The sequence below is a fragment of the Kribbella sp. NPDC055110 genome (assembly GCF_053607525.1).
Map to the genome: position 1 here is coordinate 22244 of NZ_JBSGTS010000032.1, position 15481 is coordinate 37724.

The 15481-nt window shown below is 68.9% G+C and carries 12 protein-coding genes; 11 read left to right on the top strand and 1 reads right to left on the bottom strand.

Annotated elements, in window-relative coordinates; genetic code table 11:
* Nucleotides 1-2 precede the first annotated feature (2 nt).
* Nucleotides 3-995 (bottom strand): AAA family ATPase, encoded by a 993-nt coding sequence (locus ACWF0M_RS33765; RefSeq protein ID WP_452239807.1) that lies wholly within the window; start codon nt 993-995, stop codon nt 3-5.
* Nucleotides 996-1549: 554 nt separating this feature from the next.
* Between ACWF0M_RS33765 and mraZ the strand changes: the two genes are divergently transcribed.
* The 11 genes from mraZ to murC all read left to right on the top strand — a co-directional run bounded on the left by mraZ (nt 1550) and on the right by murC (nt 15473).
* The gene (gene mraZ / locus ACWF0M_RS33770; RefSeq protein WP_131341982.1) at nt 1550-1981 is read left to right on the top strand and encodes a division/cell wall cluster transcriptional repressor MraZ; all 432 of its coding nucleotides are present in this window, start codon (nt 1550-1552) and stop codon (nt 1979-1981) included.
* 247 nt (nt 1982-2228) lie between these two features.
* Nucleotides 2229-3194, top strand: coding sequence for a 16S rRNA (cytosine(1402)-N(4))-methyltransferase RsmH (rsmH, locus tag ACWF0M_RS33775; RefSeq protein ID WP_452239808.1), 966 nt, complete (start codon nt 2229-2231; stop codon nt 3192-3194).
* Complete coding sequence (locus ACWF0M_RS33780) at nt 3194-3826, top strand: hypothetical protein (protein WP_452239809.1); 633 nt, start codon at nt 3194-3196, stop codon at nt 3824-3826. Before rsmH ends, ACWF0M_RS33780 begins: the two co-directional genes overlap by 1 nt.
* Nucleotides 3827-3830: 4 nt before the next feature.
* Entirely contained in the window at nt 3831-6119 is a 2289-nt protein-coding gene (locus tag ACWF0M_RS33785; protein WP_452239810.1) for a penicillin-binding transpeptidase domain-containing protein, read from the top strand.
* Nucleotides 6120-6199: 80 nt separating this feature from the next.
* Nucleotides 6200-7741: a UDP-N-acetylmuramoyl-L-alanyl-D-glutamate--2,6-diaminopimelate ligase gene (locus ACWF0M_RS33790; protein ID WP_452239811.1), complete on the top strand. Its 1542-nt coding sequence runs from the start codon at nt 6200-6202 to the stop codon at nt 7739-7741.
* Complete coding sequence (locus ACWF0M_RS33795) at nt 7738-9129, top strand: UDP-N-acetylmuramoyl-tripeptide--D-alanyl-D-alanine ligase (RefSeq protein WP_452239812.1); 1392 nt, start codon at nt 7738-7740, stop codon at nt 9127-9129. The genes ACWF0M_RS33790 and ACWF0M_RS33795 overlap by 4 nt, the downstream gene beginning before the upstream one ends.
* Nucleotides 9126-10208 (top strand): phospho-N-acetylmuramoyl-pentapeptide-transferase, encoded by a 1083-nt coding sequence (gene mraY / locus ACWF0M_RS33800; protein WP_452239813.1) that lies wholly within the window; start codon nt 9126-9128, stop codon nt 10206-10208. The genes ACWF0M_RS33795 and mraY overlap by 4 nt, the downstream gene beginning before the upstream one ends.
* On the top strand, nt 10205-11638 hold the full coding sequence (murD, locus tag ACWF0M_RS33805) for a UDP-N-acetylmuramoyl-L-alanine--D-glutamate ligase (RefSeq protein WP_452239814.1): 1434 nt from the start codon (nt 10205-10207) through the stop codon (nt 11636-11638). The genes mraY and murD overlap by 4 nt, the downstream gene beginning before the upstream one ends.
* 4 nt (nt 11639-11642) lie before the next feature.
* Nucleotides 11643-12884, top strand: a complete 1242-nt coding sequence (ftsW, locus tag ACWF0M_RS33810; protein WP_452239815.1) for a putative lipid II flippase FtsW — start codon at nt 11643-11645, stop codon at nt 12882-12884.
* Between the two features lie 31 nt (nt 12885-12915).
* Nucleotides 12916-14004, top strand: coding sequence for an undecaprenyldiphospho-muramoylpentapeptide beta-N-acetylglucosaminyltransferase (gene murG, locus ACWF0M_RS33815; protein ID WP_452239816.1), 1089 nt, complete (start codon nt 12916-12918; stop codon nt 14002-14004).
* Nucleotides 14001-15473 carry a UDP-N-acetylmuramate--L-alanine ligase gene (gene murC / locus ACWF0M_RS33820; protein WP_452239817.1) on the top strand — a complete coding sequence of 491 codons (1473 nt, stop codon included), beginning with the start codon at nt 14001-14003 and terminating at the stop codon, nt 15471-15473. The genes murG and murC overlap by 4 nt, the downstream gene beginning before the upstream one ends.
* Nucleotides 15474-15481: the final 8 nt, after the last annotated feature.

The following is a 15481-nucleotide window of genomic DNA, read 5'->3' on the forward strand; positions in this document are numbered from 1 at the left end:
TCTCAGTCCCGGCGGGTGCGGGGGAGCGGCACGCTCGCCACCAGCCCGGAGATGATGTCGGCCGCGCCGCGCCCACCGAGATGCGCTTCGGCCGCAGGCAGCACACGGTGCGCGAGCACCGGTACGGCGAGCTCCTGGATGTCGTCCGGCAGCACGAACTCCCGTGCGTCGAGAGCGGCGGCCGCACGGGCCGCGCGGATCAGGTGCAACGTCGACCGCGGGCTGGCGCCCAGACGCAGCTCCTGCGAGCGACGGGTCGCGCCGACCAGCGCAACGGCGTACTCCTTCACCGACTCGGACACGTGCACCGACTGCACCGTCTTCACCAGCCGGAGGATCTGCTGGCCGTCGGTCACCGGCTGCAGGTTCGCCAGCGGGTCGTCGGCCGCGTGCCCGTCCAGCATCCGCAGCTCGGCGGCCGGCTCCGGGTAGCCCATCGAGACGCGGGCCATGAAGCGGTCGCGCTGCGCCTCGGGCAGCGGGTACGTGCCTTCCATCTCGATCGGGTTCTGCGTCGCGATCACCATGAACGGCGCTTCGAGGTGGTACGTCGTGGTGTCGACGGTGACCTGGCGCTCTTCCATGGACTCCAGCAGCGCGGCCTGGGTCTTCGGCGAGGCCCGGTTGATCTCGTCGCCGACGACGATGTTCGCGAACACCGCGCCGGGCTTGAACTCGAAGTCGCGGATCTCCTGGTTGAAGACCGAGACGCCGGTGATGTCCGACGGCAGCAGGTCCGGCGTGAACTGGATCCGGCGCACGGTGCAGTCGATCGACTTGGCCAGTGCCTTCGCCAGCATCGTCTTGCCGACGCCCGGTACGTCCTCGATCAGCAGGTGTCCCTCGGCCAGCAGGACCGTGATGGCGACCTCGACGACGTCGGTTTTGCCCTCGATCACCTGCTCGATGGCCCGGCGGACACGGCCCGCCACCTCGGACAGCTCGTCGAAGTCCCCGGCTCCTGCCAGCGGCGAACTGGTCGCGGTGGTGCTCACTCGGTGTCCTCCCCATTCGTTGACTGCCGACACATTCTCACCCGCTGTAGGGGTCGGGCCTAGAGCCGCGGGAGTTTCGTTACCTGGCGTTTCGGTGTTCATCTCGGGGTTCATCGGCACACGCCCTCACGGCGGGGTCGGAAACTTGCTCCCCCCAAGCGTACGGGCGGCAAAAGCAGTGCGTGCGGCGTACGACGCTCCGACCGCCCGGAAGGTTCACGCACATTCACCCCGACCGGTTCATCTCCGAGCCGACTTTGAGAACCCACCAACCACATTTCCCCGCGGAATCTGGTTGGTGGGTTCTCAAAGTCGCCTCGAAGGCGGCTCGGTGGAGCCAAGTGGAGGAAGGGCGGTGGAGGGAAGTGGAGGGGGAGGCGGTTGAGGCGGCAGCGACACGCGGGAAGGCAGGCGCGGATTCACGCGGCGCGGGGGCGGAATGGGGCGGAAGTTGGTTGACGGTGGTGGAAAGTGGAGTAAGGTGGAGCGCAGTGGAACTGAAGTGGTGGAAAACACCCGCCTGAGTCGGAGAGTCCGCAACGGGGAGGTGGAGCGTGTTCCTCGGAACGCACTTCCCCAAGCTCGACGACAAGGGACGGCTGTTCCTGCCGGCGAAGTTCCGGGACGAGCTGGCCGACGGTCTGGTGATCACGCGTGGACAGGAGCGATCGCTGTCCGTGTGGCCGGAGCGTGAGTTCGTCCAGCTGACCGAGCAGTTGAAGCAGGCTCCGATCACCAACAAGGGTGCGCGGGACTACCTACGGATGTTGTTCGCCGGCGCCTCGAACGAGATGCCGGACAAGCAGGGCCGGGTCACCATTCCACCGATGCTGCGCGACTACGCGTCACTGGATCGCGACTGCGTCGTCATCGGGGCGATGAACCGGGTGGAGATCTGGAACACGGAGAACTGGAACCGGTACTCCCAGGAGCAGGAGCAGGCGTTCGCCGACCTGTCCGAGGAAGTACTGCCAGGCATCTTCTGAACTTCAAGCTGAACAGTGTGCGAGGACCGCGACACACCGACCGTCCGGTGAGATCACGGGTCCGACTTCCGACCTGGAGTGTTGGCGTCACTTCCCCGGCGCCAAGACCAGCAGGTACTTCCCCGGAAGGCGTACCCGCGATCTGACCGGACGGTCTTGTCTACGCACAACACATGACCTGCGGGGGCAGGGTCGCTCCCGCAGTGCAGAGAAAACAGTGCGCAGGGAAGTGACGGGAAGGGTCGAGATGGACGCTGCGGAGCGGCATGTGCCGGTGATGCTGGAGCGCGTTGTCGCGCTGCTGGCGCCGGCGCTCGCGCGTCCGGGTGCCGTCGTCGTCGACGCCACCCTCGGCCTCGGTGGTCATTCCGAGGCGTTCCTGCGGCAGTTCCCCGAGGTCCGGCTGATCGGCCTCGACCGGGACCCCGCCGCGCTGCGCCTGGCCGGCGACCGGCTCGCGCAGTACGCCGAGCGGACCACCCTCGTGCATGCGGTGTACGACGAGTTGCCGCAGGTGCTCGCGGACCTCGACGTACCGGCCATCGACGGCATCCTGTTCGACCTGGGCGTCTCGTCGATGCAGCTGGACGAGGCCGAGCGCGGCTTCGCCTACGCGCAGGACGCGCCGCTGGACATGCGGATGGACTCGACCGGCCCGACCACGGCGGCCGACATCCTCAACACCTACAGCGCGGCCGACCTGGCCCGGATCCTGTTCCAGTACGGCGAGGAGAAGTTCGCCCGCCGGATCGCGGACCGGATCGTCCGGGAGCGGGAGACCGAGCCGTTCACCAACAGCGCGCGACTGTCCGAGCTCGTGCGCAACGCGATCCCGCAGGCGGCCCGCCGGACCGGGGGACACCCGGCGAAGCGGACCTTCCAGGCGTTGCGGATCGAGGTGAACGGCGAGCTCGACGTACTGCGTCGCGCGCTGCCCGCCGCCCTCGGTGCGCTGGCGCTGCACGGCCGGATCGTGGTGATGAGTTACCACTCGCTCGAGGACCGGATCACCAAGCAGTCGTTCGCGCCGGGCACCAAGTCCGACGTACCGGATGACCTGCCGGTGATCCCGGCCGGGCACGAACCGTATCTGAAGCTACTGACCCGGGGCGCCGAACGGCCGACCGAGGAGGAGGTCGCGGTGAACCCGCGCGCCGCCTCAGCTCGGGTCCGTGCCGCCGAGCGGATCCGGGAGAGGGGACTGGTGGCCTGATGAGTACTGTCTTCAGCCCGCAGAAAGCGCGGGTGACGCCGGTCCCGGCCAAGAAGTCGCAGCCGCGGCTGCGAGTGGTGTACGGCGCGCCGTTCCGGCCGCCCCGGATGCCGTTCGTCATCTTCGTGGTGTCGCTGCTGGCCGCCGGACTGGTCGGTCTGCTGCTGCTGAACACGCAGCTGCAGAGCGGCACGTTCGACATCACCAAGCTGAGCTCGCAGGCCGACCAGCTGCGCGACCAGCAGGAGCAGCTGGAGAAGCAGGTCCGGACGCTGGAATCGCCGCAGAACCTGTCCGACCGCGCGCTGCGGCTCGGCATGGTGCCGAACCCGAACCCGGTGTTCCTGCGGCTGTCCGACGGCCGGGTGCTCGGCGTACCGGCGGAAGGCAAGGCCGGGGCCGGTACGGCGATGTTCGGCCCGGGCACGCCGACCGGCAAAGCGACCACCAAGCCGGTCACGCCGGTGAAGCCTGTGACACCGGTGAAGCCAGTGACGCCGGTCAAGCCGGTGACTCCGGTGAAGCCGCAGGCCGGTACTGCCAAGCCGCCCACGAGTACGACCAAGCCGCCGACCGGCACCACGAAGCCGCCGGCCACGACGAAGAAGCCCGCCACGACCACACGGGGATGATCGGATGACGGACCGACGGGGAAACGAGCCGCCACCACGTAAGCGTGGTGCCGCACCGGGCCGGGGCAACCCGCCGAGCAAGGCTCAGCCCCGTCGTCCATCCGCTACGGACAGTGGCCGCACCACCCCGCCACGCCCCGAATCCACCCGCGAACGCCTCCTCCGCAAAGCCGAGGAGGAGCGCCGCGCGGACGCACCGCGGACACGTGCCGAAGGCCGGCCGCGTCCCGCCGGCGAGGCCCGGAAGGCACCTGCCAAGAAGGTTGCGGCCAAGAAGGTTGCCGCGAAGGAGGCCGCAGCCAAGAAGGTCGTCGCGAAGAAGGTTGCTGCGAAGAAGGTTGCGGCGAAGAAGGTTGCGGCGCGGACGACCGGTGGGCGGCCGGTCAAGAAGGTGGCGGCGAAGCGGCCGGTCAAGAAGGGCTCCGGGAGGAAGCGGCCGCCGCAGAACAGGCCTGCGCCGCGGCCCAAGAAGCGGAAGGTGAAGAAGGCGCCGCGGATGTTGCGGCTCGGCCGCCCGGCGCTGCGGCTCCGGATGACGTTCGGCGTGATGGCGTTCGTACTGTCGCTGTTCGCCGGGCGCCTTGTGCTGCTCCAGGGTGTGGACCCGGACAGCTACGCGCAGGCGGCGACCAAGGAGAACGCGCGCTCGTACACCCTGCACGCGAACCGCGGCACCATCGAGGACCGCAACGGTGTCGAGCTGGCGGTCACCGAGGACGCGGTCGCGATCACTGCGGACCCGCAGCAGACCAAGCCTGTGGCGCAGCAGCTGGCCGCGATCCTGGCCCCGAAGCTGACCGGTACGACGACTGCGAAGCTGGTCGCCGCGATGTCCGGCACCGGCCGCTTCACGTACCTCGCGCGCCAGGTGAGCCCGACGATCTGGACCGCGATCCAGGCCGAGATCAAGGCCGCGAACGCGCCGATCGCCGAGCAGAACAAGGGGAAGCCGAAGGAGCAGCAGCTCCCGATGCTGGCCGGCCTGTACACCGAGGAAGACCCGATCCGCAGCCACCCGAACGGCAGCATCGCCGCGACCGTGGTCGGCGTGACCGGTGCCGACGGCAAGGGCCTGTCCGGGCTCGAGTACGGCCTGAACGACAAGCTGTCCGGCAAGGACGGCCAGGCGATGTACGAGGTCGATGCCAAGGGCAACAAGATCCCGAACGCGAACCACACGGTGCAGGAGCCGAAGCCCGGTCTCGGCGTACAGCTGACCTTGGACACCGACCTGCAGTTCTTCGCGCAGAAGCGGATCGAGCAGGCTGTGAAGCAGTACAAGGCCAGCTCCGGCACCGTCGTCGTGATGGACGTGAAGTCCGGCGAGCTGATGGCGATGGCGAACTACCCGACGTTCGACCCGAACAAGAAGTACAAGTCGTCCGACCTGAACAACCCGGCGCTGGAGCGCAGCTACGAACCGGGCTCGGTGCAGAAGGTGGTCACGATGGCCGCCCTCGCCGACGCCGGGATCATCGACCTGAACACCAAGCTGCAGGTCCCCGGCAGCATCGACGTGCAGCGCCGGATCATCAAGGACCACTGGTCGCACGCCACGATGAACCTGACCATCTCCGGGGTGATCGCGAAGTCGTCGAACGTCGGCACGATCATGGCCGCGCAGAAGATGCCGGTCGCGCAGTTCGTGAAGTACCTGCATGACTTCGGCTTCGGCGAGCCGACCGGGCTGAACTTCCCGGGGGAGACCAAGGGCCTGCTGACCCCGGGTGACGAGTGGCCCGAGCTGACCCGGTCGAACGTCGCGTTCGGCCAGGGCCTGTCGGTGAACGCCGTGCAGGAGGCCGCCGCGGTGAACGCGGTCGCGAACGGTGGCGTCTACGTGCCCCCGAAGCTGGTCCGCAACTACGTCGACGCGAACGGCGCCACGGTCCCGAACCAGACCGCGCCGGCCCGCCGGGTGGTCAGCGAGAAGGCCGCCAAGGAGGTCACGACGATGATGGAGGCGGTGACCGCGAAGAAGGGCACCGCGCCGCAGGCCGCGATCGACGGCTACCTGGTGGCCGGCAAGACCGGTACCGCGCAGCAGGTTGTTCCGGGGACCGCCAAGTACGGTGCCTGGGCGACTTCTTTCGCCGGATTCGCTCCTGCGGACAACCCACGGTTCGTGACGTACGTCGTACTCCACGATCCCCAGGGCGCCCGGGGTGGTGGTCTCCAAGGAGGACCGGTGTTCCGAGACGTGATGAGCTACGCGCTGCAGAAGTACGTCGTCCCGCCGACGGGAGCGCAGCAGCCGAACATCCCGCTGACCTGGACCTCATCGAAGCGGTGACGCCCAGTCCGGTGGAAGGCAGCTTGGTGACGCAGGGTCAGATAGGAGTGACGGGGTCCGGAGCGGTAGCCTCAGGGCCCGTGTCCACCCCTACCGCCGCCGGCGGCGCGGTCGCAGCGATCAGGCCTCGGCACGTCGTGCCGGTCAGCCTCGCCGACCTCGCGGCCGTCGCGCACGCACAGGTCCCGGCGCAGAGCTCGATTCCTGGGCGGCCGGCGACCGTGACCGGCGTGTCCCTCGACTCGCGTTCCATCCATCCCGGCGACCTGTACGCCGCGCTGCCCGGAGCGGTCACGCACGGCGCGGAGTTCGTCGCGAAAGCCCAGCAGGCGGGCGCGGTCGCCGTACTCACCGATCCGACCGGTGCGGAACGGGCAGCGGCAACCGGTCTCCCGGTGCTGGTCGTCGACAATCCGCGGAGCGTCCTCGGCGCAGTCGCGTCCCGGATCTACGGCGAGCCGACCAGTGAACTCCGGTTGCTCGGCGTGACCGGCACCAACGGGAAGACGACGACCAGCTTCCTGCTGGATTCCGTACTGCGGGAGCTCGGTCCGACCGCTCTCATCGGGACGATTCAGACGCGGATCGGCGACGAGGTCGTGAAGAGCGTCCGGACCACTCCGGAGGCCACCGACCTGCAGGCGCTGTTCGCGGTGATGCGGGAGCGGGCCGTCGCGTGGTGCTCGATGGAGGTGTCCAGCCACGCGCTGGCGATGGGCCGCGTCGACGGTGCACGGTTCGCGGTCGCCGGCTTCCTGAACCTCACGCAGGACCATTTGGATTTCCACAAGACGTTCGAGGACTACTTCCAGGCGAAGGCCTCGTTGTTCACCCCGGAGCGGTGCGATGTCGCGGTGGTGACGATCGACGACGAGTACGGGCGCCGGCTCGCCGCGCAGACCGTCGTACCGCTCGTCACCGTGTCGACGAAGAGTGATGCCGACTGGACGGTCGCGCACCGGCACCGCTCCGAGCACGGTACGACGGTGCTCGACATCCAGGGGCCGAACGAGACGCTGACCGTGGAGATCGTGCTGCCGGGTGACTTCAACGTCGCCAACGCGCTGCTCGCGACGGCGATGCTGCGGCAGGTCGGCGTACCCGCCGAGGCGATCGCGGCCGGGTTGCGGACCGCCGCCGTACCAGGGCGGATGGAGACGTTCACCCGGGCGGACGGGCTGGCGGTGATCGTGGACTACGCGCACACGCCGGACGCAGTCGCGCTGGCGCTGCGGGCCGCGCGGACCGCGACCAAGGGCCGGCTGTTCGCGGTCATCGGCTGCGGCGGTGACCGGGACCCGTGGAAGCGGCCCGCGATGGGCGCCGAGGCAGCCAAGGCCGCGGACGTCGTGATCGTGACCGACGACAACCCGCGCAGCGAGGACCCGGCCGCGATCCGCGCCGCCGCGCTCGCGGGAGCCCGGGAGGCCGTTCCGGACGCCGACCTGCACGAGATCGGTGACCGCCGGCAGGCGATCGCGTCCGCGATCGAGCTGGCCGGGCCGGGCGACACCGTGGTCGTTCTCGGCAAGGGTCATGAGACGGGCCAGGACGTCGGCGGTGTGATCCACCCGTTCGACGACCGCGAAACTGTGCGTGAGCTGTTGGAGGCAGACCGGTGATCCCTGTCAGTTGCGGCGAGATCGCCGACGCCGTCCGCGGCGAGCTCGTGGGTGTCGAGCCCGCGGCCGTTGTGGACGGCGCGGTGGTGATCGACTCACGAGCTGCCGGACCGGGTGGTCTGTTCGTCGCCCTGCCTGGTGAACGCGTTGACGGCCACGACTTCGTCGATACGGCGACCGCGGCCGGCGTCACGGTCTCGCTCACCACGCGGCCGATCGAGGGCAGCCCGTGCATCGTCGTCGACGACGCGCAACGCGCCCTCGGCGACCTGGCGCGTCACGTGATCGGCAAGCTGCCCGATCTGACCGTGATCGCGTTGACCGGTTCGTCCGGCAAGACCAGCACGAAGGACCTGATCGGGCAGCTGATCAGCCCGTACGGCGAGACCGTGGTGCCGGAAGGCTCGTTCAACAACGAGATCGGGCACCCGCTGACCGCGCTGCAGGCGACCGCGTCGACGAAGTACCTGATCGCCGAGATGGGGGTCCGGAGCCTCGGGGACATCACGTACCTCGCCGGAATCACGCCGCCGAAGATCGGGCTGGTGCTGAACGTCGGCACCTCGCACATCGGCAAGCTCGGGTCCCAGGACAACATCGCGCTGGCCAAGGGCGAGCTGATCGAGGCCGTCAAGCCGGGCGGCACCGCGATCGTGAACGCCGACGACCACCGGGTCGCCGCGATGCGCAGCCGGACCCAGGAGAAGGTGCTGACGTTCGGCGAGGCGCCGGAGGCGGAGATCCGGGCCAGCGACGTGAAGATCGACGGCGAGGGCCGTCCTGCGTTCACGCTGCAGATCGGCGATTTCAGCGCCCCGGTTCAGCTGCGGTTCATCGGCGAGCACTACGTCTCGAACGCGCTGGCCGCCGCGGCGGTCTGCCTCGCGATCGGCCTGACGGCGGAGCAGATCACCGACGGTCTGAACGCTGCGGAGCGGGTGTCCGCGGCGCGGATGGAGCTGACCGAGCGGCCGGACGGGGTGACGATCATCAACGACGCGTTCAACGCGAACCCGGAGTCGACCCGCGCCGCCTTGAAGTCCCTGGCGGCCATCGGCCGGTCGCGTGGTGCGCGCACGTGGGCGGTGCTCGGCGAGATGCTCGAGCTCGGCGACACCTCGGCCGACGAGCACGATGCGATCGGCCGGCTGGTCGTCCGGCTGGATGTGAACCGGCTGCTCGTCGTCGGCGAGGGCGCGAAACCGATCCACCTCGGCGCCTCCCTGGAAGGTTCGTGGGGCAACGAGTCCGCGTTCGTCGCGACCATCCCCGAGGCGCTGGAGCTGCTGCGCGCAGAGCTCCGCGCGGGTGACGTCGTACTGGTGAAGTCCTCGAAGGCGGCGAAGCTCCGCAGCCTCGCGGACGCGCTGGTGGAGGGCGTCCAGTGATTTCGATCCTGTTCGGCGGTGCCGTCTCGATGGTGCTGACCCTGCTCGGCACCCGGTACGCGATCAAGTGGCTGGCCAGCCACGGCTACGGCCAGGAGATCCGCGACGACGGCGTGAAGTCGCACCAGATCAAGCGCGGTACGCCGACCATGGGCGGCACGGTGTTCATCGCCGCGACCATCGTCGGGTACTTCGCGGCGAAGCTGTTCACGATGACGCCGCCGAGCGCCTCCGCGGTCCTGGTGCTGTTCCTGTTCGCCGGCATGGGCGCGGTCGGCTTCCTGGACGACTTCATCAAGATCTTCCGGCAGCGCAGCCTCGGCCTGCGCAGCAAGGCGAAACTGGCCGGTCAGACGATCGTCGCGGTGATCTTCGCGGTGCTGGCGCTGCAGTTCCCGGACGAGCGCGGGCAGCGGCCTGCGTCGCCGTTCATCTCGTTCATCCGCGACATCGGCTGGCTGGAACTGCCGGTCATCCTGGTGATCATCTGGATCCTGCTGCTGATCGCCGGCATGTCGAACGGCGTGAACCTCGCCGACGGCCTGGACGGCCTGGCCACCGGCGCGTCGATGATGGTGTTCGGCGCGTACACGCTGATCTGCATCTGGCAGTTCAACCAGTCCTGCGCGACCGCGCAGGGCGTCGGCGCCAAGTGTTACGAAGTACGGGATCCGCACGATCTGGCGGTGGTCGCGGCCTCGCTGACCGGCGCGTTGTTCGGGTTCCTGTGGTGGAACGCGTCGCCGGCGAAGATCTTCATGGGCGACACCGGTTCGCTGGGACTCGGCGGGGCGCTGGCCGGCATGGCCGTGATGACCCGGACCGAGCTGCTGGTGCTGCTGCTCGGCGGCCTGTTCGTCGTCATCACCGCGTCGGTCATCCTGCAGGTCGGCTACTTCAAGATCACCAAACAGGCCACCGGTGTGGGCAAACGATTGTTCCTGATCGCGCCGTTGCATCACCACTTCGAGATGCTCGGCTGGGAACAGGTGAACGTGGTGATCCGCTTCTGGATCATCCAAGGGTTGTTCGTGGTGATCGGACTCGGGGTCTTCTACGCGGAATGGGTCACAGGATGAGTCTCGAGTCACGCACCGATGACGGTTGGGCGACCACCCGGTTCGTCGTCCTCGGCTTCGGTACGGCGGGCTACGCCTGCGCCGACTCCCTGCTCCAGGCCGGCGCCGAGCACCTCGTCGTACTCGATGACCGCGACACCGAGGCGCTCCGCGAGAAGGCCCAGATCCTCGAGACGCTCGGCGCCACGATCACCCTCGGCCCGGGCAGTACGACGGAACTCCCGAAGGACGTCGACGTCGTCGTCACGTCGCCCGGCGTACCGCCGCACGCGCCGCTGCTCGCGCAGGCCGCTGAGCGGGACGTTCCGATCTGGAGCGAGATCGAACTGGCCTGGCGGCTGCGGGACCCGGCCAACGCCGCGCCGTGGCTGTGTATCACCGGGACCAACGGCAAGACCACGACCGTACAGATGCTGACCGCGATCCTGCAGGCGGCCGGCCACCGGGCCGTTGCCGCGGGCAACGTCGGGCTGCCGTTGCTCGAGGCCGTGATGGATCCCGAGCCGTACGACGTGATCGCGGTCGAGCTCTCGTCGTACCAGCTGCACTTCACGCACTCGATGTCGGCGCACTCGGCCGCCGTACTGAACATCGCGCCGGACCACGTCGACTGGCACGGTTCGCTCGAGGCGTACGCCGCCGACAAGGGCCGGATCTACGAGAACTGCCAGGTCGCGTGCGTGTACAACGTCGCGGACCCGGCCACCGAGCACCTGGTTGAGGAAGCGGACGTGATCGAGGGCTGCCGAGCGATCGGCTTCACCCTCGGTACGCCGGGGATCTCGATGCTCGGGCTGGTCGACGACCTGCTCGTCGACCGGGCGTTCGTGGAGCAGCGTCAGACGTCGGCACTGGAGTTGGCTTCGATCAACGACATCACGCCGCCCGCACCGCACAACGTGGCGAACGCGTTGGCGGCCGCGGCGCTGGCCCGCGCGTTCGGAGTACCGGCGACCGCGATCCGCGACGGGCTGCGCGGGTTCCGGCCCGACAAGCACCGGATCGCGCACGTCGCGGACGTTGCCGGAGTCAACTATGTCGACGACTCGAAGGCCACCAACCCGCATGCCGCACAGGCGTCGCTGCTCGCCTACGAGCACGTGGTGTGGATCGCCGGCGGTCAGGCGAAGGGCGCGACGTTCGACGACCTCGTCATCGCAGCAAGCGGGCGTTTGCGCGCCGTCGTACTGCTCGGCCAGGACAAGGATGTGATCGCGCAAGCTCTGGAGCGACACGCACCGGATGTCCCGAGGATCGTCGTCGAGTCAACGGACACTGGAGCCATGGAGATCGTGGTGGGGGAGGCAGCGAAGCTCGCACTGGTGGGTGACACCGTGCTGCTCGCGCCTGGCTGCGCATCCTGGGACATGTTCGCCAACTACGGAGCCCGCGGCGACGCCTTCGCCGAAGCCGTACGCCGACTGGGGTGATCGCGTGACGTCGATCGCAGATCAGCCGGACCAGAAGAAGCAGACCAGCGAGCGCGCGTGGATCGCCGCGATCAAGGACGTGCTCGACCGGCCGCTGACGTCGTACCACATCGTGCTCGGCGCGACCGGCCTGCTGCTGGTGCTCGGCCTGATGATGGTGCTGTCGGCGTCCAGCGTGCTGTCACTGCGTGTCAACGGGAACAGCTACACGATCTTCATCCGGCAGCTGATCTGGGTCGGCGTCGGCCTGCCGATGGCGTACGTCGCCTCGCGGATGACGCCGCGGCACTTCCGGATGCTCTCGTACGTCGCGCTGCTCGGGTCGATGTTCCTGCTCGTGCTGACCTACATCCCGGGCCTCGGCGTCGGCGTGAACGGCAACACCAACTGGCTGAACCTCGGCGGACCGCTGCAGATCCAGCCGAGCGAGTTCGCGAAGCTGGCGATGGTGATGTGGTGCGCGGACCTCTATGCGCGCAAGGAGAAGCTGCTCACCCAGTGGAAGCATCTGCTGGTCCCGATGGTGCCGGTCTGCGGTCTGGTGATCGCGCTGGTGGTCGGGCAGCACGACCTCGGTACGGCGCTGGTGCTGATGGCCGTGATGATCGGCATGATCTGGATCGTCGGCGCGCCGACCCGGCTGTTCGTCGCGACCATCGCGGTGGTCGGCTCGGTGGCGGCGTACTTCGTGAACGCGGAGCGGTACCGCCTCGACCGGGTGACGTCCTTTCTGGACCCGTTCGCGAACCCGACCACGGTCGGCTGGCAGGCGTACCACTCGTTCTACGCGCTCTCGACCGGCGGCTGGTGGGGCGTCGGGATCGGCAACAGCCGGCAGAAGTGGAGCAACCTGCCGGAGGCGCACACCGACTTCATCTTCTCGGTGATCGGTGAGGAACTCGGCCTGGTCGGGTCGCTCACCGTACTCGCCCTGTTCCTCACGATGGCGTACGCCGGCGTGCGGATCGCGACCCGGAACACCGAGCCGTTCGTCCGCTATGCGGCGGCCGGGATCACCATCTGGATCATGGCGCAGACGCTGGTCAACCTCGGCGCCGTGATCGGACTGCTACCCATCGTGGGTATCCCGCTCCCGCTTTTGTCGTACGGTGGTTCCGCACTGCTGCCGACGCTGATCGCGATCGGCATGCTGCTGTCCTTCGCGAAGGCCGAGCCCGGCGCGCAGGCCGCCCTGAAAGAAACCCGGCGACCTCGTTTCGGCTGGTTGCCTTCGCGACGTATGTAGTTCACATGAAACCGCGGGAGCGTTGGAAGCCTTGCCCAGCATCGTTCTGGCCGGTGGCGGTAGCGCCGGCCACACCTCACCCCTGATCGCCACCGCAGACGCCCTGCGCCGGATCGACCCGACGATCGAGATCATCGCCCTCGGGACCGAGCGCGGCCTCGAGACGCGCGTGATCCCCGAGGCCGGGTACCGGCTGGAGCTGATCCCGCCGGTGCCGCTGCCGCGCAAGCCCACGCCCGCCCTGTTCGCCGTACCGGGCAAGATGCTGTCCTCGGTGAGCGCGGCCCGGAAGGTGCTGGACGAGGCGAAGGCGGACGTCCTCGTCGGCTTCGGCGGCTACGTCTCCACCCCCGCGTACGTCGCCGCCTGGCGGCGGAAGACCCCGATCGTGGTGCACGAGGGCAACGCCGTGCCGGGGATCGCGAACAAGTTCGCCGCCCGGTACTGCACCGAGCACGTGAAGACGTCGTTCCCGGGCACTGACCTGCCGCACGCCGAGTACGTCGGGCTGCCGATCCGGCGGGCGATCTCGACGCTGGACCGGGCCGCGCTGCGCGCCGAGGCCCGCCAGTTCTTCGGCCTCGACCCGGACGCCCCGACACTGTTCGTGACCGGCGGGTCGCAGGGCGCACAGCGGATCAACAAGTCGGTCTCGGGCGCCGCCGCGGACCTGCAGGCGGCGGGCATCCAGGTGCTGCACGCGATCGGCCCGAAGAACACCCTCGAGGTGCCGCAGACCGGTCCGCTCCCGTACGCCGTACTGAACTACGTCGACCGGATGGACCTCGCGTACGCCGCCGCGGACCTGGTGGTCTGCCGCTCGGGCGCGAACACGGTCACCGAGGTGTCCGGTGTCGGCCTGCCCGCGATCTACGTTCCGCTCCCGATCGGTAACGGTGAGCAAAGGCTGAACGCGAAGCCGGTGGTGGACGTAGGGGGAGGTGTGCTGATCGACAACGCCGAGTTGAGCGTGGACTGGGTGCGCGCGAACGTGCCGCAACTTCTGCTCGACCGCGAGCGTCTGACAGCCATGTCCACAGCTGCGACCGGTGTGATCCGGACCGACGCCGACGACCGATTGGCGCGGATCATTCTCGATGTGGTGAGGTCTGCGTCGTGATCGTCACCGCACCTGACACGCTGCTGCCGGCCGAGAAGCTGGGCAGGGTGCACTTCGTCGGCATCGGCGGCGCCGGAATGTCCGGGATCGCCCGGATCATGGCGTCCCGCGGGATCGAGGTGTCCGGCTCGGACGCCAAGGACGGCAAGGTGCTCGCCGCGCTCCGGGCGCTCGGCGCGACCTGCTGGGTCGGCCACGCCGCCGAGCACGTGAAGGACGTCGACACCGTGGTGGTGTCGACCGCGATCCGCGAGACCAACCCCGAGGTGGTCGCCGCCCGCGCGGCCGGGATCCCGATCCTGCCCCGGGCCGCCGCGCTCGCCTCGGTGATGGTCGGCCGCCGGACGATTGCGGTCGCCGGCACCCACGGCAAGACGACGACGACGTCGATGCTGACCGTCGCGCTGCAGCACTGCGGCGCCGACCCGTCGTACGCGATCGGCGGCAACCTGAACGAGTCCGGGTCGAACGCCCACGACGGCACCGGCGACCTGTTCGTCGCTGAGGCGGACGAGTCGGACAAGTCGTTCCTGACCTACGCGCCCGAGGTGTCGATCGTCACATCGGTCGAGCCGGACCACCTGGACAACTACGGCGACGAGGCCAGCTACCGGAAGGCGTTCGAGGAGTTCTGCGCGCGGGTCCTGCCGGGCGGGTTCATGGTGATCTGCCAGGACGACGCGGGTGCTCGCGCGCTGGCGTCGTACGCGCGGGACCGCGGGATCGACGTCCGGACGTACGGCGAGGCCGAGGACGCGGACCTGCACGTCACCGAGATCACCGCGACCGGGGCAGTCCAGTCCTTCGTACCGGTGTACCGCGGGCGCAAGCTGCCGATCGTGCAGCTGCAGCAGGCGGGCAAGCACAACGCGCTGAACGCGTCGGCGGCACTGACCGTCGGGCTCGGGCTCGGGTTCTCCGCGGCCGACCTGGCCGAGGGGCTGGCGTCGTTCACCGGCACCGGTCGCCGGTTCGAGTTCAAGGGTCTCGAGGACGGCGTGCGGGTCTTCGACTCGTACGCGCACCACCCGACCGAGCTCGCCGTCGACCTGACCGCGGCGCGCCAGGTGGCGGGGGAGGGGCGTGTGATCGCGTGCTTCCAGCCGCACCTGTTCAGCCGGACCCGGATCTTCGCCACCGAGTTCTCCGAGTCGCTGGCGCTGGCCGACGAGGTCGTGGTGATGGACATCTTCGCGGCCCGCGAGGACCCGGAGCCCGGTGTCACCGGAGCCCTGATCGCCAACCACGTGCCGCTGAAGCCCGAGCAGGTGCGGTTCGAGCCGTCGTGGTCCGCCGTACCGCAGGTGGTCGCGGACCTCGCCCGGCCGGGCGACCTGGTCGTGACGCTGGGCGCGGGTGACGTGACCCTGATCGGGCCGGAAGTCGTTGGTTTGCTGGCCGAACGCGCCAGTGCTCGTGAATCAGCCCGCGAGCCTTCCGAGGCAACGCCGGTACCTGTGGTGGAGTAAAAGGGTGG